Origin of the sequence: Massilia soli (genome assembly GCF_016809835.1) — a bacterium.
In the GTDB taxonomy this organism is placed as follows: Bacteria; Pseudomonadota; Gammaproteobacteria; order Burkholderiales; family Burkholderiaceae_D; genus Telluria_A; species Telluria_A soli.
Map to the genome: position 1 here is coordinate 87,206 of NZ_JAFBIL020000005.1, position 20,727 is coordinate 107,932.

Sequence of the window (20,727 nt, forward strand, 5' to 3'; positions counted from 1 at the left end):
TAGATAAGAGAAGACGGCCATGTCCACTGAAGAGAAAAAATGCCCCGTATCCTGGCACGGCGCCAAGATGGACTTCACCGAAGCGATGAGCTACGGCGACTACCTCGGGCTCGACCAGATCCTGTCGGCCCAGCATCCGCGCTCGCCGAATCACAACGAGATGCTGTTCATCGTCCAGCACCAGACCAGCGAACTGTGGCTCAAGCTGATGCTGCACGAGCTGCAGGCGGTGCGCAGCAGCCTGCGCGCCAACGAACTGCCGCCGGCATTCAAGATGCTGGCGCGGGTCGCCCGCATCATGGACCAGCTGGTGCATGCATGGGACGTGCTGGCCACGCTGACGCCGCCCGAGTACACCGCGATCCGCCCTTACCTGGGCGCCTCGTCAGGCTTCCAGTCGCACCAGTACCGCGAGCTTGAATTCATCCTCGGGAACAAGAACGCCTCGCTGCTGGCGGTGCACACCAAGGCCACCGACGCCTACCAGGTGCTCGAACGCGAGCTGCATGCGCCGTCGGTGTACGACGAAGCGATCCAGCTGCTCGCCCGCAGCGGCTTTACCATCGACCCGGCGCGCCTGTCGTGCGACCCAACCCTGCCGACCGAGGCCGACGAATCGGTCAAGGCGGCGTGGCTGGGCGTCTACCAGGACCCGGACAAGTACTGGGCGCTGTACGAACTGGCCGAGAAGCTGGTCGACCTTGAAACGGCGTTCCGCTTCTGGCGTTTCCGCCATGTGACGACGGTTGAACGCATCATCGGCTTCAAAACCGGCACCGGCGGCACCGCCGGCGTCAGCTACCTGCGCAAGATGCTCGACGTGGTGCTGTTCCCGGAGCTGTTCGCGCTGCGCACGGCACTCTGAGCCTACGGAACGGGATCGAGGCGCACCGCCTGGCACACGCCGCCCCGGCAACCGGTGCCGGCAATCTGCTGGCGCTCGTTGATGGCGCGCGCCACCGTAATGGTCCAGCCAGCGGCCGGATCGACCAGGCTGTCGATGGCCACCATCTTGCCTCGTTGCCAGAGGAAGCCCTGTGGCTGTCCCGCCGGTCCAGACGAAAAGCCTACCACCTGCCTGCGGTTGTTGATGTCGTAGGCTTCGGCGAAGCCGCCGCCCAGATTGCCAATATTGAGTTTGAACCCGCGGATCCAGATGAAGGCGTTGCGGTCATGGAAACCACGGCCGGTTTCGGCGGTGCCCACCACCTGGCCGTGGTCATTGATGCCGTAGGCTTCGCTGACCTGGCCGCCAAAGGTGCCGATGTCGACCAGGCCGGCGCCCCGAGTGACGAAGCCATGGATGGGCGGTTCCGGCTGGGCGAATTCGCCCACGCTCGATGTCCCGGCCACTGTTTCGCGCGCATTGATCGCGTGGCCGAAGCTGTACAACTCCCCGGTCGAGGGCAAGGTCCCGAGGTTCTGCATCACGCCGCCGGATAAACGAAAGGCGCGCGGAGCGCCGGCCGGAATCGCCGCGAAGCCGGTAATGTCGCCGTCGTTGTTGATTGCCCTGGCGCCCGCCGACGGGCCGCCGAGCGTGCCCAGGTCGGTCATCAGGCCGGCAGTGTAGGCAAATGCGCGCCGCGCACCGGCAATGTTGTCGGCCTCCCCCACCACCACGCCCGCGTCGTTGATGCCCCACGCGCGACTGCTCGCCCCGCCGAACGTGCCAATGTTCAGCGCCCCGCCTCCCGTGTTGACGAAAGCGTGCTCATCGACCCCGGCCCCCGGCATGCCGCCAACGGTGTGGCCATGGATGTTGATCCCGAGCGCACTGCTGCCGGGACCCGCGACCGGCGTCACGGTATATTTCGGAAAAGAGGAACACCCTGCAAGCAACAGCAGGATGGCAAGGCACGGTACGGCTTTCATGGCACACCTCCGACGATCGGTTGATGAACGCAACATTGTTTTGTAGACACTCTGACAACATCACAGTTCAAGAATAGGCGAGCTCATCTAATGCGTAATGCGCGGGGTCAGTACCAGGGCGCGACCGGCCGGTGCGGGGCGCGATACAACATTGCCACGTACAATGAGCAGGACCACAAGGACACAACGGAGGCGACATGGACTGCGACGTACTCATACTTGCCGGCTTATGGAACTCGGGCCCCGACCACTGGCAAACGCATTGGGAGCGCAAGCATCCCGGGTGGAAGCGTGCCGTTCACCGCGACTGGAACAATCCCGAGTGCGATGAATGGGTGGCCGAGGTCAACGCGGCGATTGCCGAAAGCGCGGGCCCGCCGGTGCTGGTGGCGCACAGCCTGGCCTGCGTGACGGTGGCCAAGTGGGCGGCAACGGACTCGCCACTGAACGTCGCAGGCGCTTTTCTGGTGGCGCCGAGCGACGTCGACGCGCCCAGCTATCCGGTCGAAGCGGAGGGCTTCCAGCCGATGCCGATGGAGAAGCTGCCGTTTCCGAGCATTGTGGTGGCCAGCTCAAACGACGAATACCTCACGCTCGAGCGCGCACGCGCGATCGCGGCCGCCTGGGGCAGCAGGTTCGTGGAGATTGGTGAAGCGGGACATATCAACGGCGCCAGCGGATACGGCGAGTGGCCCGAGGGTGAACGGATGCTGCTGGAGTTCTGCGCGAAGCTGTAGCCGCCGTTCGCGCGAACGCGGGAACCCGAACGTCGCCTGAAGCTCCAGGCTCGGCCTAGGTTCCCGCTGGCGCGGGAACGACGGTGCTTATTTTGCGCTTGCCAGCAGCATCTCGTTCAGGCGCTTCACGAACGACGCCGGATCGGCCAGCGAACCGCCTTCCGCCAGCATCGCCTGGTCGAACATGATGTGCGACCAGTCCGCGAATTTGGCGTCGTCGCCGTCTTCGCTCTTCAAACGCGTCACCAGCGGGTGGTTCGGATTGATCTCGAGGATGGGCTTCGATTCCGGCGCGTCCTGGCCCGCTGCCTTCAGCATGCGCAGCAGGTTCCCGGACAGCTCGTTCTCGTCCGCCACCAGGCAGGCCGGCGAATCGGTCAGGCGGAACGTGACGCGAACGTCCTTGGCCTTGTCGCCCAGCGCCGCCTTCATCTTCTCGACCAGGTCCTTGTACGAGTTCTCGGTCTCTTCGTGCTCCTTCTTCTCGGCTTCGTCCTCCAGGCCGCCAAGGTCAAGGCCGCCCTTGGCCACCGACACCAGCTCCTTGCCTTCGAACTCGGTCAGGAACGACAGCATCCACTCGTCCACGCGGTCGGTCAGCAGCAGCACTTCAACGCCCTTCTTGCGGAAGATCTCGAGATGCGGGCTGTTCTTCGCCGCGGTGAAGCTCTCGCCGGTGACGTAGTAGATCTTGTCCTGGCCTTCCTTCATGCGGGCCAGGTAGTCGGCCAGCGATACGGTCTGGTCGGCGTTGTCGTTGGCAGTCGAGGCAAAGCGCAGCAGCTTGGCGATGCGGTCCTTGTTGGTCGCGTCTTCGCCAATGCCTTCCTTGAGCACCTGGCCGAACTCGGTCCAGAAGGTGGTGTACTTGTCCTTCTTTTCCTGTTCATCCGCGTTGGCCAGTTCTTCCAGCATGCCCAGCACGCGCTTGGTCGAGCCTTCGCGGATCACCTTCACATCGCGCGACTCCTGCAGGATCTCGCGCGAGACGTTCAGCGGCAGGTCGTTCGAGTCGATCACGCCTTTGATGAAGCGCAGGTACGCAGGCATCAGTTGTTCGGCATCGTCCATGATGAACACGCGCTTGACGTACAGCTTGATGCCGCCGCGCTTGTTGCGGTCCCATAGGTCAAACGGCGCGTGGCTTGGCACATACAGCAGCTGGGTGTATTCGCTGCGGCCTTCGACGCGGTTGTGGGTCAGGGTCAGCGGGTCCTGGAAGTCGTGCGAGACGTGCTTGTAGAACTCGTTGTACTGCTCCGGGGTGATGTCCGATTTGCTGCGCGCCCACAGCGCGCTGGCCTGGTTGACGGTCTCGTATTCGTCCTTGACGACGGTTTCGTTCTTCTCCGCGTCCCACTCGTCCTTCTGCATCAGGATCGGCAGCGAGATGTGGTCGGAGTACTTGCGGATGATCGATTTCAGCTTCCAGCTTGACAGCAGTTCGTCCTCGCCTTCGCGCAGGTGCAGGATGATATCGGTGCCGCGCGACGCCTTCTCGATCGGCTCGATGCTGTAATCGCCCTCGCCTGCCGATTCCCAGCGCACGCCTTCATTGGCATGCACGCCGGCGCGGCGGGTTTCGACGGTGATCTTGTCGGCCACGATGAAGCCCGAGTAGAAGCCGACGCCGAACTGGCCGATCAGGGCCGCGTCGGCCTGCTGGTCGCCGGACAGCTTGCCGAAAAATTCCTTGGTGCCCGATTTGGCGATGGTGCCCAGGTGCGAGACGACTTCGTCGCGGTTCATGCCGATGCCGTTGTCGGAAATGGTGATGGTGCGCGCCGCCTTGTCGAAGGTGACCTTGATCTTCAGTTCGTGGTCGTTGCCATACAGGGCGTCGTTGTTGATGGCCTCAAAGCGCAGCTTGTCGGCGGCATCGGAAGCGTTGGAGATCAGCTCGCGCAGGAAGATTTCCTTGTTCGAGTACAGCGAGTGGATCATCAGTTGCAGCAGCTGTTTTACTTCAGCCTGGAAGCCAAGGGTCTCTTTTTCGGCGATTGCCATGTTATTCCTCGTTTGAAACAAGTGGTTGAACGGATTGGGGCCATATTGGGATGGCAACGGCGTTTTCAAGAGGTGCGGCTGACCCAAATTACAGGTCAGCTTTAACGTGACTACCCTCGTCGATCGTCAGCGTTCCAGGTGGAATGTAACAGCAGGCTCATGGATCCGAAGTGCACGTCAGGAGCGCGGCGAACCATCACGGCGCAACGCTAATCGTCGGCATCAATGTCTTGAAACCGGCTACGAGGCAGAAACAGTGGCATATCGAATCCCACATGAGCCTCTATTCTCTGCGGCAAGACAGCGCCCGAGATAACGATCACGATCCCTGCGCCTAAACATAACCATTCAAACGGATATTGAAGTTCGGCGTCTCCGTATACGAGCGCGAGCGGAATCGCCATTAACCCAAATCCGACGAAGTAGAAAACAAGCCTGCCACACTTTACGACTCCCGGACTCGGAGGCGTCTGATTAGTCGTATCTTCCATATTCATTCCAATCGCGAAAAAGTTCCATATCGTATGAAGCAGTAAATTAGGTCGTGCGAAACACTCGATCGGGAGCACTTCGGGTTCGATCTTGGCATCATCGCCGTTGCCGCCGCCGGGCGTAAGATGCAGGTCAGGGGAAAAACGTAGGTAACTCACCGCGCCGACGTACAATACCGCCTTGTCTATTTTTACCGAACCGGGAACAACATGTCCGTCTACGCAAAACTCAAAGAACTGAACATCACCCTTGCCCCACCGGCTGCGCCTGCCGCCGCCTACGTCATGTACGTACAGTCGGGTAACCTGGTTTTCCTCTCGGGCCACATTGCCAAGAATGCCGACGGCTCGGTCAACGCGGGCAAGCTGGGCCAGGATGTGTCGCTGGAACAGGGCCAGGCAGCCGCGCGTTCGATCGCGATCGACCTGATCGGCACGCTGCAGGAAGCCTGCGGCGGCGACCTGACCCGCGTCAAGCGCATCGTCAAGCTGATGAGCCTGGTTAATTCGACTCCCGACTTCACCGACCAGCACCTGGTGACCAACGGCGCGTCCGAACTGATGGGCGAAGTGTTCGGCGATGCTGGCAAGCATGCCCGTTCCGCCTTCGGCGTGGCACAAGTGCCGCGCGGCGCCTGCGTCGAGATCGAAATGATCGTCGAAATCGCCGGCTAAGCAAGATCCGGGCGGCGCTTATCCAGCGCCGCCTTTCCTGAGAACGCTTACCCAGCGTGCTCTATAATGGCCTGGCTAACCTACGGCCTTTCCCAGTGAGACCAGCATGAAAATTGAAAATCCAAACCCGATCGAATGGCGCTTCTCGGAGCGCGCCAGCCAGCTGCAAAGCTCGTTCATCCGCGAAATCCTGAAGATCACCCAGCGTCCCGAGATCATCTCATTCGCCGGCGGCCTGCCTTCCCCTGCCACCTTCCCGGTCGAGCATATGAAGCAAGCCTTCGACAAGGTCCTCTCGACGACTGGCAAGGTGGCGCTGCAGTACGGCCCGACCGACGGTTACGCGCCACTGCGCGAATGGATCGCCAATTCCCTGTCGACCGACAACTGCAAGATCGCGCCGGAACAGGTATTGATGACCTCCGGCTCGCAGCAGGCGCTCGACCTGCTGGGCAAGGTGCTGATCGACGAAGGCAGCCGCGTGCTGGTCGAAACCCCGAGCTACCTTGGCGCGCTGCAGGCGTTCTCGGTGTACCGCCCTGAATTCAAGTCGGTCGCCACCGATGACCACGGCCTGGTGCCGTCGTCGATCGACGCCGTGGCCGAAGGCGCGCGCATGCTCTACGCGCTGCCGAACTTCCAGAACCCGACCGGCCGCAGCCTGTCGGTCGAGCGCCGCATCGAGCTGGTCGAAACCTGCGCCCGCCTCGGCATCCCGCTGATCGAGGATGATCCTTACGGCTCGCTGAGCTACAAGGGCGAGCCGTTCCCGAAAATGCTCAACATGAACCCGGACGGCGTCATCTACATGGGCTCGTTCTCGAAGGTGCTCACGCCAGGCATACGCCTCGGCTACGTGGTCGCCCCGCTGCCGCTGGTGCGCCGCCTCGAGCTGGCCAAGCAGGCCGCCGACCTGCATACCGCCCAGCTGACCCAGATGGTGGTGTACGAAGTGGTCAAGGACGGTTTCCTCGACACCCACATCCCGAGCATCCGCACGCTGTACGCGAACCAGTGCCAGGCGATGCTCGATGCAATGGACGAGTTCTTCCCTGCCGGCGTCCAGTGGACCCGTCCTGAAGGCGGCATGTTCATCTGGGTGACCCTGCCAAAGCATATCGACGCGATGGCCCTGCTGGACCAGGCAATCGCCGCCAAGGTGGCATTCGTGCCGGGCTCGCCGTTCTACGCCAATGACCCGGAAACCAACACCTTGCGCCTGTCGTTCGTGACGGTACCGCCCGAGCGCATCCGCGAAGGCATTGCCATCCTGGGCAAGCTGATCGCCGCGCAAATGTAATCAACCGGGCAAGGCGGCGGCGGTTTTATTACTGTCAGTTAATCAACCTCCGCTCCTCTCGGTTGCGCAGCAACAACAAATCCTCCTTCGGGAGGATTTGTTGTTTGCGACTGAACAGAGGTGACGCACGTTAGCAAAACACTAACTAGCAGGAAACATTTCTTGCTTAAGGGGATAACACGGCGCTATCATCCAATAGCTTAATTATCCCCACGGACAGGCGAAGGTTCCACTGCATGCCGCTTCCAGCTACATTCAACACCGCTCCCCGCCGCGATGCCGCAATCCTGATCGTCGACGACGCTCCGGCCAACCTCGGCATGCTGCGCAAGATGATGACCCAGCAGGGCTACCAGACCTTCGTCGCGACCTCCGGTGAGCGGGCCATCAGCATCGCGCGCCGCGTGCATCCGGACCTGATCCTGCTCGACGTCGTCATGCCTGGCATGGACGGCCTCGAAACCTGCCGCCAGCTAAAGCAGCACGCCAGCACCCAGCGCATCCCTGTCATCTTCATGAGCGCACGCTCGGAGACCGACGACGTGGTGGCCGGCTTCGACACCGGCGCGGTCGACTACATCAGCAAGCCGCTGCGCATGGCCGAGGTCTGCGCGCGCGTGCGCGCCCAGCTCAAGATCCGCGATACCAGCGACACCCAGCACGAGCAGGCGCAGCACCTGCGCACCATCGTCGACAGCATGGCCGAGGGCCTGATGATCATTGAAGGCACGGGCCGCATCCAGTACGCCAATCCGGCGTGCGGGCGCTATCTCGGCTGCTCGCCGGAGACGCTCGAAAAGAAATCGCTGGGCGACCTGCTGTCGCCCCAGGTCACCCAGGAATACCTCGACTACTTCGCCCGCTGCGCCAACGAGCCTGAGTTCGTGCCGCAGCCCGGCGCCCGCGAGGTGGTTGTTCGCCAGTGCGACGGTACCCTGCGCGACATGGACCTGACGCTGGCGCCCATGGCGATGCATGAGACCTTGTTCATCGGCCTGCTGCACGACATCACCCACCACAAGCAGTCCGAGACCGCGCTGCAGCGCGCGGCTCTGGTCGACCCGCTGACCAAGATCGCCAACCGCCGCCACTTCGACACCTTCGTCGAGATGGAATGGCAGCGCGCGATCCGCAGCGGCGAGCCGCTGTCGCTGGTGGTGCTCGACGTCGACCACTTCAAGCTGTACAACGACAGCTTCGGCCACGCCGCCGGCGACCTGGCGCTGCAGAAGGTGGCGGCCGTGCTGCAAGCGCACGCGCCACGCGCCACCGACCTGGCGGCCCGCTACGGCGGCGAAGAATTCGTGCTGCTGTTTGGCGAAACATCGCCCGCCGCGGCCGCCGCGCTGGCCGAAGACATTCGCACCGCCGTCGAGGCGCTGTGCCTGCCCCATCCGCGTTCCACCACCTCCGGGTGGGTCACCTGCAGCATCGGGGTGGTGACCATGCTGCCGACCCAGCTCGACCAGGTCGAGGACCTGTTCATCGCCGCCGACCGCGCCATGTATCTGGCCAAGGAAGCCGGCCGCAACCAGGTGCGGCTGGGCGACGTCCGCAACTCGGCATGGGAAGCAGTCAAGGCACTGGTGATGCGCTGAACGCGGCCGTACCAGCGCCATCCCCCCTGACAACAAGGGCAACATAACGGCGCTATAATAAAGGCCGCTCCTTCGCCCTTCCCAACTGGTAACGCTGTGAATCCACACCTCGACAAGCTACACCCCTACCCGTTTGAAAAGCTGCGCCAGCTGTTCGCCGGCGTGACGCCGAATCCGGCATTCGACCCGATCAGCCTTGGCATCGGCGAACCGAAGCATCCCACGCCCGCATTCATCCAGAAGGCCCTGACGCACAGCGTGCAGGGCTTGTCGAACTACCCGACCACCCATGGCACCGACGCGCTGCGCACGGCAATCGCCAGCTGGATCGCGCACCGCTACGGCGTCGCGCTCGACGGCGCAACCCAGGTCCTGCCGGTCAACGGCTCGCGCGAGGCGCTGTTCGGCATCGCCCACTGCGTCGTCGACGCATCCAGGGCCGATGCGCTGGTGCTGTGCCCGAATCCGTTCTACCAGATCTACGAAGGCGCGGCCTATCTCGCCGGCGCACAGCCCTACTTCGTCAACTCCGACCCGATGCGCAACTTCGGCTGCGACTACAGCAGCGTCCCGGACGATGTGTGGGCGCGCGTGCAGCTGATGTACATCTGCTCGCCCGGCAATCCGACCGGCGCCACGCTGACGCTCGACGACTGGAAGCAGGTGTTCGCGCTGGCCGACCGCCACGGCTTCGTGATCGCGGCCGACGAATGCTATTCCGAGATCTACCATGGCAGCGCGGCCCCGCTCGGCGCGCTCGAAGCAGCGCATGCGCTTGGGCGCAGCGGCGACGACAACCCGTACGACAACCTGGTCGTATTCTCCAGCCTGTCGAAGCGCTCGAACGTGCCGGGCATGCGCTCGGGCTTCGTGGCCGGTAGCCCGGCGATCATCAAGAAGTTCCTGCTGTACCGGACCTACTGCGGCGGCGCGATGGCGCCACCGGTGCAGACGGCATCGATCGCGGCATGGGGCGATGAAGCCCACGTGGTCGACAACCGCGCCAGGTACCGCGAAAAGTTCAGCCTGATCACACCAATGCTCAGCGACGTGATCGACGTCGGCCTGCCGGACGCCGGCTTCTACTTGTGGGCCGATGTCAGCGCCACCGGCCTGACCGACACCGAGTTCGCCCAGCGCCTGTACGCCGACTATAATGTCACCGTCCTGCCGGGCAGCTACCTGGCGCGCGATGCGCACGGCGTCAACCCGGGCCGCGGCCGCATCCGCATGGCGCTGGTCGCCGAAGTCGACGAATGCCTCGAAGCGGCCCAGCGGATCGTCCAGTTCTGCAATGCCTTATAAGTCCTCACCTACTCAATCACCATGACCCAACAACTCCAGAACATCATCGACACCGCCTGGGAACAGCGCGCCGAGATCACCCCAGCCAACGGCAGCGCCGAACTGCGCGACGCAGTCGCCCACGTGATCGCCGGCCTTGACGACGGCACCCTGCGCGTGGCGCAAAAGACCGGCGCTGACTGGGTCGTCAACCAGTGGATCAAGAAAGCGGTTCTGCTCTCGTTCCGCCTCGAGAACAACAGCGTGATGACCAGCGACGGCACCATGCAGTTCTACGACAAGGTCCCGACCAAGTTCGCCAGCTACACGGCCGACGACTTCGCACGCGGCGGCTTCCGCGTGGTGCCGCCTGCGGTTGCGCGCCGCGGCAGCTTCATCGCCAAGAACGTCGTGCTGATGCCGTCCTACGTCAACATCGGCGCCTTCGTCGATGAAGGCGCAATGGTCGATACCTGGGCCACGGTCGGTTCATGCGCGCAGATCGGCAAGAACGTCCACCTGTCCGGAGGCGTCGGCATCGGCGGCGTACTCGAACCGATGCAGGCCAATCCGACCATCATCGAAGACAACTGCTTCATCGGCGCCCGCTCGGAAATCGTCGAAGGCGTGATCGTCGAAGAGAACTCGGTCATCTCGATGGGCGTGTACATCGGCCAGTCGACCAAGATCTACGACCGCGCCACCGGCGAAGTCAGCTACGGCCGCGTTCCGGCCGGTTCGGTCGTCGTCTCGGGCAACCTGCCATCGGAAGACGGCAGCTACAGCCTGTACTGCGCCGTCATCGTCAAACGCGTCGACGCCAAGACGCGCGCCAAGACCGGCATCAACGAGCTGCTGCGCGGCATCTAACAACAATTGTCGTTTCCGGCATTGCCGGAACCGAGTTCCCGCGAAAGCGGGAACGACGCTTACTGATCGGAGACCACGATGGCGATGGACCGCTTGTTTCAGCTGATGAAAGAGAAGAACGCGTCGGATATGTTCTTCGCAGTGAATTCACCGGTTCACATCAAGATCAATGGCAACCTGATTCCGATTAACCAGACAAAGCTGGAGCCGGAAAACATCGTCGCGCTGCTGGCTGAAATCGCCACGCCGGAGCAGATGCGGGAACTCGATCGCGACAATGAGCTGAACATGGGTATTTCGGTTGCCAACCTGGGCCGCTTCCGCCTGTCGGCGTTCCGCCAGCGCGGTTCGATCTCGGCGGTGTTCCGTTTTGTGCCGGCGAACATCCCTGCCCTCGGCGACCTGGGCCTGCCGCCTGTGCTGGCCGACCTGATCATGGAAAAGCGCGGCCTGCTGCTGCTGGTCGGCGCGACCGGTTCGGGCAAGTCGACCACCATCGCGTCGATGCTCGACCATCGCAACGAGCTGCGCGCCGGCCATATCCTGACCCTCGAAGATCCGATCGAATACCTGTTCAAGAACAAGAAGTCGATCGTCAACCAGCGCGAAATCGGCAGCGATGCGGCCAGTTTCCAGGTCGCGCTGCGCAATTCGATGCGCCAGGCGCCCGACTGTATTTTGATCGGCGAGATCCGCGACAAGGAAACCATGGCCGCCGCGCTGGCCTACGCCCAGTCCGGCCACCTGGTGCTGGCGACCCTGCACGCCAATAACAGCTACAACGCGCTGAACCGCATCATCAGCTTCTATCCGATCGAGAACCGCGCGGCCCTGCTGCAGGACCTGTCGTCGGCGGTCAAGGCGATCGTCTCGCAGCGCCTGGTGCGCTCCGCCGCAGGCGGCACCCGCCAGGCAGCCGTCGAGATCATGGTCAACACGCGCTACGTGTCGGACCTGATCGAAAAAGGCGAAATCGGCCAGATCAAGGAGGCGATGGACAAGAGCCTGTCGCCCGGCTCGCAGTCGTTCGAAACCGCCCTGCTCCAGCTGGTACAGAGCGGCCTGGTGACCCAGGACGAGGCGCTCGCCAACGCGGACTCGGCCACCAACCTGCTCTGGCTGCTCAACAATGGGCCTGACAGCAAAGGCGCCGATGCTGCGGTCGAGACCAAAGAGGACGACTCGCCGTCCTTCACGGAGTTCACGCTCAACAGCTAGCCGGCGCCGCCCGGTCCCCGCAGTTGTCCGGTTGACGGCGCGCCGCCCCCGGGCGACACCCAGACATAGGTCGTGAACGGTACCGGTGTGAAGTCGAACCTCAGCGCGCGGTCGCGCGTGACGAAAGCGATCGACCCGATCGGCATGATTTCGACCTTTCCGGTGCTCGCCATGCTGGCGAAGTAGCGCCGCCCCTCGCGGCTGATTCTGAGCGTTTCGCCGTTCGACAGCGGATAATCGCCGTACACCTCCAGCATCTCGTGCGGCGCCAGGTAGTAGTTGTCGCGCTCGCGCCGCGGATCGCTGCTGGGCCGCACCGGCGCCCCGGTACGGCTCGGCAGCGGCTGCATGACGGCGCCGCCGGTTTGCATGCCCATTTGCGCCAGCGCGGCGCCGGTGTCCAGCGCCAGCAAGCCTGCCAGCGCCACATGTAGCAGAATTCGCATGTTTCCCTCCTGTTCGAGTAAGGAAGCGGGCACACGCCCCATACTCATTCGACCCGCGCTACGCTGGCCAGTTCAAGAAAACTTGGCGCTTCGGACCGACACCTTGGTGCATATGTTATGCTCCCGCCATCCCCCATGCGACTCCAGGCCCGCCGGCACCACGCCCGCCAGCCTGCGCCGCCCATGCAACCACGAACAACATGAACAAGACTCTTTACGGCATTCCCAACTGCGATACGGTCAAGAAGGCCCGCACCTGGCTGGCCGACAATGGCCAGCAGTTCGACTTCCATGACTTTAAAAAGCAGGGCCTGGAGCGCGCGACGGCCGCCGCCTGGCTTGAACAGCTCGACTGGGAAGTGCTGGTCAACCGCAAGGGCACGACCTGGCGCAAGCTGAGCGACGAGCGCCGCGCCGCGGTCGCCAGCAAGGCCGACGCACTTGAGCTGATGCTCGAATTCCCATCCGTGATCAAGCGTCCGGTGCTGGCCGGCGCCGGACCGCTGGCGGTCGGCTTCTCCGACGCGCAGTACCGCCAGATCTTCGCATGAGCGCCATGGCACCTTCACGCACGCTCGCCCTGACCGAGGAACTGATCGCGCTGTCGTCGATCACCCCGGACGACAAGGGCTGCCAGCGCCGCCTGGCCGAACTGCTGGCGCCGCTCGGCTTCGCTTGCGAGACCATCGAGTCGAACGGCGTCACCAACCTGTGGGCGCGCAAAGGCACGGCGTCGCCGGTGTTCGTGTTCGCCGGCCATACCGACGTGGTGCCAACCGGCCCGGTCGACCAGTGGCACTCGCAGCCATTCACGCCAACCCACCGCGACGGCAAGCTGTACGGCCGCGGCGCCGCCGACATGAAGACCTCGATCGCCGCGATGGTCGTCGCCTGCGAAGAGTTCACCGCCGCGCACCCGGATCACAAAGGGTCGATCGCGTTCCTGATCACCAGCGACGAAGAAGGCCCCGCCACCGACGGCACCGTGATCGTCTGCCAGCGCCTGGAAGAACGCGGCGAGACCATCGACTACTGCCTGGTGGGCGAGCCGACCTCGGCCCACATCCTGGGCGACGTCATCAAGAACGGCCGCCGCGGTTCGCTGTCGGGCAAGCTGCGCATCAAGGGCGTGCAGGGCCATATCGCCTATCCCCAGCACGCGCGCAACCCGATCCACCAGGCCGCCCCTGCGCTCGCCGAGCTGGCCGCCGAGCAGTGGGACGAGGGCAACGAATACTACCTGCCAACCTCATGGCAAGTGTCGAACATCCACGCGGGTACCGGCGCCAACAACGTCATTCCCGGCGAGATGACACTTGAATTCAACTTCCGCTTCTCGACCGCCAGCACCGCCGACGGGCTCGAAGCGCGCGTGCATGCCATCCTCGACAAGCACAACCTCGACTACGACCTTCAGTGGACCCTGTCCGGCCTGCCGTTCCTGACGCCGCGCGGCACCTTGTCGGACGCGGTGGCCGGCGCGATCTTCGACGAGACCGGCGTGCACACCGAATTATCGACCACCGGCGGAACCTCCGACGGCCGCTTCATCGCTCGGATCTGCCCGCAGGTGATAGAATTCGGCCCTCCGAACGCCAGCATCCACAAGATCGACGAACACATCGAGCTGCGTTTCGTCGACCCGCTGAAGAACATCTACCGCCGCACGCTGGAAAACCTGCTGGCGTGATCGCCCACCGAGAGAACAGGCCATGAACACCTCCACCATCTTTAGCACGCCGCGCGACCTGCTGCGCTACGCCGTCACCCGCTTCAACGCGGCCAAGCTGTTCTTCGGCCACGGCAGCGCCGAAGCGCTCGACGAAGCGGCCTACCTGATCCTGCACACGCTCAAGCTCCCGCTCGACAAGCTCGAACCGTTCCTCGACGCGCGCCTGCTGCCCGACGAAGTGCTGCAGGTGCTGGCCGTGATCGAACGCCGCGCCACCGAGCGCGTGCCGGCCGCGTACATCACCAACGAAGCATGGCTCGGCACCTACCCGTTCTATGTCGACGAGCGCGTGCTGGTACCGCGCTCCTTCATCGCCGAACTGGTGCCGCAGTCGTTCAGCCCGTGGGTTGAAGATGCGTTCGCGGTCGAAAACATCCTTGAACTGTGCACCGGCTCCGGCTGCCTGGCGATCATGATGGCCGACGCGTTCCCCAACGCCGTGGTCGACGCGGTCGACATCTCGACCGACGCGCTGGCCGTGGCGGAACTGAACATCCGCGAATACAAGCTCGAAGGCCGGGTCAACCCGATCGTCTCGGACCTGTACGAGAACGTGCCGTTCAAGAAGTACAACATGATCATCACCAATCCGCCCTACGTGAATTCGTCGTCGATGGCGTCGCTGCCGCAGGAATACCTGCGCGAGCCGCAAATCGCACTCGATGGCGGCGCCGACGGCATGGACCTGGTGCGCAAGATCGTCGCCGGCGCCGCAGAGCGCCTGACGCCGGACGGCATTCTGATGGTCGAAATCGGCAACGAGCGCGATTACGCCGAAGCCGCGTTCGGACACCTTGGCCTGACCTGGGTGACCACCAGCGCCGGCGACGACATGGTGTTCTTGCTCACCGCCGAACAACTGCAGCACGCATAAATTCAAATCGGCGGATGCGCCACGCGTATCCGTCCTACGACCACCACGGACCGTAGGGCGGATAAGCAACGCGCATCCGCCACGCACACTACTAAAGACTTCAATGATCCGCTTCATCAACGTAAGCCTCATGCGCGGCACCAAGCCGCTGCTCGAAGGCGTGGACCTCACGCTCAACCCCGGCGACAAGATCGGCCTGATCGGCGCCAACGGCGCCGGCAAATCGAGCCTGTTCGCCATGCTGCGCGGCGAGCTGCATCCCGACCAGGGCGAGATCGACTTCCCGGCCAAGTGGCGCATGGCCTACGTGGCCCAGGAAACCCCGCCGCTGGACCGCGCCGCGCTCGATTACGCGATCGATGGCGACGTCAACCTGCGCAAGCTGCAGGGCGAGCTCGAACGCCTCGAATCGGAGCCTGACACCAGCGACAACGGCATCGCCATCGGCGAGATCTACAGCGCGCTGGCCGACGCCGACGCCTACACCGTGCAGTCGCGCGGCGAACAGCTGCTGCTTGGCCTGGGCTTCTCGATGGAACAGATGCAGCAGCCGGTGGCCTCGTTCTCGGGCGGCTGGCGCATGCGCCTGAACCTGGCGCAGGCGCTGATGTGCCCTTCCGAACTGCTGCTGCTCGATGAGCCGACCAACCACCTCGACCTCGATGCGATCATCTGGCTCGAAGACTGGCTCAAACGCTACGCCGGCACCCTGATCATCATTTCGCACGATCGCGACTTCCTCGACGAAATCGTCAACGTCGTCGTGCACATCGACGAGCGCAAGCTGAAACGCTACTCCGGCAACTACTCGGGCTTCGAGCGCCAGCGCGCGGCCCAGATGATCCTGGCCGCCGGCGCGCTGGAAAAGCAGATGCGCCAGCGCGCCCACCTCGAGTCCTTCGTCAACCGCTTCAAGGCGCAGGCCTCGAAAGCACGCCAGGCCCAGAGCCGCATGAAGGCGCTGGCCAAGATGGAAGAACTGGCGCCGCTGCGCGCCGCCGCTGAATTCTCGTTCGAGTTCCGCGAGCCTTTGTCGGCGCCCAACCCGCTGCTGGTGATGGAAAACGTCAACGCCGGCTATCCGATTCTCGACGAGCACGGCGACAAGGTGGCCGACAAGACCATCGTCTCGAACATCAAGTTCTCGCTGCAGATCGGCCAGCGCATCGGCCTGCTGGGCGTCAACGGCGCCGGCAAGTCGACCCTGATCAAGACCATCGCCGGAGAACTGGCGCCGCTGACCGGCGACGCCACCATCGGCAAGGGCCTGTCGATCGGCTACTTCGCCCAGCACCAGGTCGAGATGCTGCGCCATGACGAGTCGCCACTGTGGCACCTGGCCAAAATCGCGCCGACCGTGCGCGAACAGGAGCTGCGCAACTTCCTGGGCGGCTTCAACTTCCCGGGCACCATGGTCACCAGCCCGATCCGCCCGTTCTCCGGCGGCGAAAAGGCGCGCCTGGCGCTGGCCCTGATCGTCTGGCAGCGCCCCAACCTGCTGCTGCTCGATGAACCGACCAACCACCTCGACCTCGAAACGCGCGAAGCGCTGACCATGGCGCTGGCGCAGTTCGAAGGCACGCTGGTGGTGGTATCGCACGATCGCCACCTGCTGCGCGCCACCACCGACCAGTTCATCATCGTTGCCGATGGCCGCCTGCAGCCGTTCGACGGCGACCTGGACGACTACAAGGACTGGCTGTTCCAGACCAAGCTTGGCAAGGGCACCAGCGTGCTGCCGGCGGCCGGCAAGGAAAACAAGACCGACTATCCGGCTGCTTCGCCGATCGCGCCGGCCGCCGCCGCGCCTGTCGTCAACAGCAAAGACCAGAAGCGCCAGGACGCCGAACAGCGCCAGCGCCTGGCAACCTTGCGTAAACCGATCGAGAACAAGCTGAAACGACTGGAAGAGCAGATCGCCAAACGCACCGAGCAGAAGAACGAAGTCGATGCGAAGCTGGCCGAACCTGCGATCTACGAGGCGGCCAACAAGGCCAAGCTGAAGGCGGTGATGGCTGACCAGGCGTTCTACACCAAGGACCTGGCGCAGCTGGAAGCCGAATGGATGGACCTGCAGGAACAGCTGGAAGCAGTCGCCGCGTAAGCACGCGGCGCCGCGGCGGGCCCTTATGCGGCCTGCTGCGCGCCTTCGGACTCGCCGGCGCCGGAGCGCTTGAGAGACATCAGCTTGTCGATGTCGACCAGGATCAGGCGCCGCGCGTCGACCTCGCCCAATCCGACGAAGTAGTCGCAGCCGCCCTCCTCGCTGAGCGCATCGACCGGCAGCGGCGAAATCTGCGCGGGCGACAGGCGCACCACGTCAGTGACCCCATCCACCACCATTCCCATCACGCAGCTCGATAGCTGGAGGATGATCACGTCGGTCTGGGCCGCCGTCCGGGCGCCGTCGCGGGATGCCACCCGCATGTCGACGATCGGCATGATGACGCCGCGCGACACCGCCACGCCCTCGACAATTTCGCCGCTGGAGGCGAAACGCTCGAGCGACTTCAGGCAGCGCAGCTCCTGCACCTTGCGAAGATCCAGCCCGTATTCGAGTCCGCCGAGCTGGAAGCTCAGGAACTCGATCAGGTTGCTGCCAGTCTGGGTGGCGTCGACGGTGTACATGGCGATCCTTTCGTTCTGCGGGTATGCGGCAAGGTAACGAAGTCCTATAGTACGTGTAGTCCTTCTTACCCTTGTTGACTGTAATCAACTTCCCCCGCTGACCGTTTCGCCTATGTACAAAGGGCCGGCGCCAAGGCCGGCCCTATAGGAAAAAGACTACCCTGTCATCAATCGACGTTGCGGCCGAGGGCTGTCAGCGCTTCCCGCACGCCCCTGCCGTAGGCCAGGTCAGCCTTGTCGAAGTGGCCCAGCTGGCGCTGCAGGATCTCGGCGTCGACCCCGGCCAGCGCGCCGGCCAGGTTGTTGAAGAGGTTGTGCTTTTCCTGCGCGGGCAGCAGGCGGAACAGGTTGCCGGGCTGGGTGTAGTCGTCTTCGCCGCCGCGCCCATCGAAGCGCCCCGCCGCGCCGGCCAGGGCCAGTTCCGGCTCGCCATGGCCCATGCCGCCGCCGTGCTGCCCCGCCGCGTTCACCGTCGCATAGTTCGGCGCGGCGCCGCCATGGCCGGCCGCCATCGCGCCATCGCGCTGCTGGTTGTGGAACGGGCAGCGCGGCGCGTTGACCGGCAGGTGCTGGTGGTTGGTGCCAACCCGGTACAGCGCCGCGTCATGGTACGAGAACAGCCGCCCTTGCAGCATCTTGTCGGGCGAGTAGCCCATGCCCGGCACCACGTTGGCCGGCGAAAACGCCGCCTGCTCGACTTCGGCGTGGTAGTTGACCGGGTTGCGGTTCAGTTCCAGCACGCCGGCCGGCTGCAGCGGGAAATCGCGGTGCGGCCAGACCTTGGTCAGGTCGAACGGATTCCAGCCGGTGCGCGCGCCCCAGTCGGCCAGCTGCTGTTCGCGCGCCACCTGCACGCTGACGTCCCACTGCGGGAAGTCGCCGCGCGCGATCGCCTCGAACAGGTCGCGCTGCGACGAGTCGGGGTCGGCGCCGGCCAGGCGCACGGCGTCGCCCGCGTCGAGGTTCTTGATGCCCTGGCGCGTCTTCAGGTGCCACTTCACGTACACCCGCTCGCCGTCGGCGTTGACCAGGCTGAAGGTATGGCTGCCGAAGCCGTCCATGTGGCGATAGCCGTCCGGCGTGCCGCGGTCGGAGAACAGGATCGTCACCTGGTGCAGGCTCTCCGGCGCCTGGCTCCAGAAATCGAACATCATGTTGGCCGACTTCAGGTTGCTGCGCGGGCAGCGCTTCTGGGTGTGGATGAAGTCGGGGAATTTGATCGGGTCCTTGATGAAGAACACTGGCGTGTTATTGCCAACCAGGTCCCAGTTGCCGTCTTCGGTGTAGAAACGCACGGCGAAACCGCGCGGATCGCGTTCGCTGTCGGCGCTGCCGCGTTCGCCGCCGACCGTCGAAAAGCGCACGAATGTCTCGGTCTGCTTGCCGACGGCGCCGAACAGTGCGGCCTTGGTGAAGTGGGTGATGTCGTGGGTAACCGTAAACGTGCCGTACGCGCCGGAGCCTTTGGCGTGGACGACGCGCTCGGGAATGCGCTCGCGGTTGAAGTGCTGGAGCTTTTCGATCAGGTGGAAGTCCTGCAGCAGCAATGGTCCGCGCGGGCCTGCGCTCAGCGAGTTCTGGTCGTCTTCAACCGGAATTCCCGATGCGGTCGTCTGGCGTGGTGGCTGGGTCATGCGTTCTCCTTGTTGTTGGTCGGTGCGATGAGGTTCATCTTATCGACCGGGCAACCATAAGAGAAGTTGATTGATTTAATCGGAATGATAGCTTTTCATATTTAAACATTCGGTCACGATGGTGTGTGAAGCAACCGACCCGGGCGAAGCAGTCCATGTACTATCCGAAAAATTACCCCGGCGGCGCATCGCCACGACTGTTTGAAGGCCGAGAATGAAGAGTGAAACCCTGCCGGGCGCCAGCCCGCTGCCGAACATGGATGCGCCCGCCGCCGCGAAGTCGGCCGGACTGCGCTACGTGAACGATACCCGCCCCGGCATCAGCCGCAAGGGCAGTCCGGGCGCGTTCGAATACGCCGATGCCGCGGGCGCCCGCGTCACCGACGAAGCCACGCTGGCCCGCATCAAGTCGCTGGTGATTCCGCCCGCATGGACCGAGGTGTGGATCTGCGCCCAGGCCAACGGCCACCTGCAGGCAACCGGACGCGATGCCAGAGGCCGCAAGCAGTACCGCTACCATCCGCGCTGGCGCCACCTGCGCGACGAGGTGAAATACGAGCGCATGCTCAACTTCGGCAAGGCGCTGCCGGCCATCCGGCGCCATGTCGACGCCGCGCTCAAGCTGCAAGGCCTGCCACGCGAGAAGATGCTGGCGACCGTGGTCTACCTGCTGGAGCTGACCATGATGAGGATCGGGAACGAGGAATACGCCCGCACCAACAAGTCCTTCGGACTGACCACGCTGCGCAACCGCCACGTGAACATCGATGGCAAGGCGGTCGAATTCCGCTTCCGCGGCAAGAGCGGCGTGTTCCATAAAATCAAAGTGGAAGACCGCCGGCTGGCGCGCATCATCCAGCGTACCCGCGACCTGCCTGGCCAGGAGCTGTTCCAGTACCTCGACGAGGACGGCGAGCCGCACTCGATCGACTCGGCCGACGTCAACGATTACCTGCGCGAGATCACCGGCGAAGAGTATACGGCCAAGGATTTCCGCACCTGGTCGGGGACGGTGCTGGCGGCGCTGGCGTTGCAGGAGTTCGAGAAGTTCGATTCGGAAGCGCAAGCCAAAAAGAACATCGTGCGGGCGATTGAATCGGTGGCTGAAAAGCTCGGCAATACGCCGTCGATCTGCCGCAAGTGCTATGTGCACCCGGCGATCATCGACGCGTATCTTGAAGGGACCGTGCTGGAAGCGCTGCGCACCCGCGCCGAGAAGGAGCTGGTCGAGGAACTGCACGACCTGCAGCCTGAAGAGGCGGCGGTGCTGGCGATGCTGCAGCAGCGCCTGCAGCGCGAGGCAGCGCAACCGGCCGCAAGGAAACAGCGCGCCAGCCGCAAGAAGTAGCAGCGGCGTT

At 63.8% G+C, this 20,727-nt stretch carries 19 protein-coding genes; 13 read left to right on the forward strand and 6 right to left on the reverse strand.

Going from position 1 to position 20,727, the window contains the following annotated elements:
- Positions 1-19 precede the first annotated feature (19 nt).
- On the forward strand, positions 20-865 hold the full coding sequence (gene kynA / locus I4X03_RS13015) for a tryptophan 2,3-dioxygenase (RefSeq protein ID WP_223468665.1): 846 nt from the start codon (positions 20-22) through the stop codon (positions 863-865).
- A 2-nt stretch (positions 866-867) separates the two neighbouring features.
- Here kynA and I4X03_RS13020 read toward each other — a convergent pair whose 3' ends face one another.
- The gene (locus tag I4X03_RS13020; protein ID WP_223468666.1) at positions 868-1,875 is read right to left on the reverse strand and encodes a hypothetical protein; all 1,008 of its coding nucleotides are present in this window, start codon (positions 1,873-1,875) and stop codon (positions 868-870) included.
- Between the two features lie 197 nt (positions 1,876-2,072).
- On the opposite strand from I4X03_RS13020, the gene I4X03_RS13025 reads away from it, so the two are divergent.
- Positions 2,073-2,612: an RBBP9/YdeN family alpha/beta hydrolase gene (locus tag I4X03_RS13025; RefSeq protein ID WP_223468667.1), complete on the forward strand. Its 540-nt coding sequence runs from the start codon at positions 2,073-2,075 to the stop codon at positions 2,610-2,612.
- An 87-nt stretch (positions 2,613-2,699) separates the two neighbouring features.
- On the opposite strand, the gene htpG is transcribed toward I4X03_RS13025, so the two are convergent.
- The gene (gene htpG / locus I4X03_RS13030; protein ID WP_223468668.1) at positions 2,700-4,619 is read right to left on the reverse strand and encodes a molecular chaperone HtpG; all 1,920 of its coding nucleotides are present in this window, start codon (positions 4,617-4,619) and stop codon (positions 2,700-2,702) included.
- Positions 4,620-4,828: 209 nt separating this feature from the next.
- The gene (locus tag I4X03_RS13035; protein ID WP_223468669.1) at positions 4,829-5,284 is read right to left on the reverse strand and encodes a hypothetical protein; all 456 of its coding nucleotides are present in this window, start codon (positions 5,282-5,284) and stop codon (positions 4,829-4,831) included.
- A gap of 36 nt (positions 5,285-5,320) precedes the next feature.
- Between I4X03_RS13035 and I4X03_RS13040 the strand changes: the two genes are divergently transcribed.
- From I4X03_RS13040 to I4X03_RS13065, 6 genes are all read left to right on the forward strand, one after another.
- Positions 5,321-5,785 carry a RidA family protein gene (locus tag I4X03_RS13040; RefSeq protein WP_223468670.1) on the forward strand — a complete coding sequence of 155 codons (465 nt, stop codon included), beginning with the start codon at positions 5,321-5,323 and terminating at the stop codon, positions 5,783-5,785.
- Between the two features lie 106 nt (positions 5,786-5,891).
- Positions 5,892-7,085 (forward strand): aminotransferase-like domain-containing protein, encoded by a 1,194-nt coding sequence (locus tag I4X03_RS13045; protein ID WP_223468671.1) that lies wholly within the window; start codon positions 5,892-5,894, stop codon positions 7,083-7,085.
- 236 nt (positions 7,086-7,321) lie between these two features.
- On the forward strand, positions 7,322-8,683 hold the full coding sequence (locus I4X03_RS13050; RefSeq protein ID WP_223468672.1) for a diguanylate cyclase: 1,362 nt from the start codon (positions 7,322-7,324) through the stop codon (positions 8,681-8,683).
- Positions 8,684-8,779: 96 nt separating this feature from the next.
- Complete coding sequence (dapC, locus tag I4X03_RS13055; protein WP_223468673.1) at positions 8,780-9,988, forward strand: succinyldiaminopimelate transaminase; 1,209 nt, start codon at positions 8,780-8,782, stop codon at positions 9,986-9,988.
- Positions 9,989-10,009: 21 nt separating this feature from the next.
- On the forward strand, positions 10,010-10,837 hold the full coding sequence (gene dapD / locus I4X03_RS13060) for a 2,3,4,5-tetrahydropyridine-2,6-dicarboxylate N-succinyltransferase (protein WP_223468674.1): 828 nt from the start codon (positions 10,010-10,012) through the stop codon (positions 10,835-10,837).
- Positions 10,838-10,915: 78 nt separating this feature from the next.
- Entirely contained in the window at positions 10,916-12,055 is a 1,140-nt protein-coding gene (locus tag I4X03_RS13065) for a PilT/PilU family type 4a pilus ATPase (RefSeq protein WP_223468675.1), read from the forward strand.
- Here the strand turns inward: I4X03_RS13065 and I4X03_RS13070 are convergent.
- Complete coding sequence (locus I4X03_RS13070; RefSeq protein ID WP_223468676.1) at positions 12,052-12,501, reverse strand: hypothetical protein; 450 nt, start codon at positions 12,499-12,501, stop codon at positions 12,052-12,054. The two genes, I4X03_RS13065 and I4X03_RS13070, sit on opposite strands and share 4 nt — an antisense overlap.
- 200 nt (positions 12,502-12,701) lie before the next feature.
- Here I4X03_RS13070 and I4X03_RS13075 point away from each other — a divergent pair, with 200 nt between their 5' ends.
- From I4X03_RS13075 to I4X03_RS13090, 4 genes are all read left to right on the forward strand, one after another.
- Entirely contained in the window at positions 12,702-13,052 is a 351-nt protein-coding gene (locus I4X03_RS13075) for an ArsC family reductase (protein WP_223468677.1), read from the forward strand.
- A 5-nt stretch (positions 13,053-13,057) separates the two neighbouring features.
- Complete coding sequence (gene dapE, locus I4X03_RS13080; protein ID WP_223468678.1) at positions 13,058-14,191, forward strand: succinyl-diaminopimelate desuccinylase; 1,134 nt, start codon at positions 13,058-13,060, stop codon at positions 14,189-14,191.
- A gap of 22 nt (positions 14,192-14,213) precedes the next feature.
- Positions 14,214-15,107 (forward strand): 50S ribosomal protein L3 N(5)-glutamine methyltransferase, encoded by an 894-nt coding sequence (prmB, locus tag I4X03_RS13085; RefSeq protein WP_223468679.1) that lies wholly within the window; start codon positions 14,214-14,216, stop codon positions 15,105-15,107.
- Positions 15,108-15,210: 103 nt separating this feature from the next.
- On the forward strand, positions 15,211-17,211 hold the full coding sequence (locus I4X03_RS13090; protein WP_223468680.1) for an ATP-binding cassette domain-containing protein: 2,001 nt from the start codon (positions 15,211-15,213) through the stop codon (positions 17,209-17,211).
- A gap of 23 nt (positions 17,212-17,234) precedes the next feature.
- On the opposite strand, the gene I4X03_RS13095 is transcribed toward I4X03_RS13090, so the two are convergent.
- Both I4X03_RS13095 and I4X03_RS13100 read right to left on the reverse strand, forming a co-directional pair.
- Positions 17,235-17,735: a chemotaxis protein CheW gene (locus I4X03_RS13095; RefSeq protein ID WP_223468681.1), complete on the reverse strand. Its 501-nt coding sequence runs from the start codon at positions 17,733-17,735 to the stop codon at positions 17,235-17,237.
- A gap of 167 nt (positions 17,736-17,902) precedes the next feature.
- On the reverse strand, positions 17,903-19,369 hold the full coding sequence (locus I4X03_RS13100) for a catalase (protein WP_223468682.1): 1,467 nt from the start codon (positions 19,367-19,369) through the stop codon (positions 17,903-17,905).
- A gap of 214 nt (positions 19,370-19,583) precedes the next feature.
- Between I4X03_RS13100 and I4X03_RS13105 the strand changes: the two genes are divergently transcribed.
- A complete protein-coding gene (locus tag I4X03_RS13105; protein WP_223468683.1) occupies positions 19,584-20,717 on the forward strand; it encodes a DNA topoisomerase IB in 1,134 nt (377 codons plus the stop codon).
- Positions 20,718-20,727 lie beyond the last annotated feature (10 nt).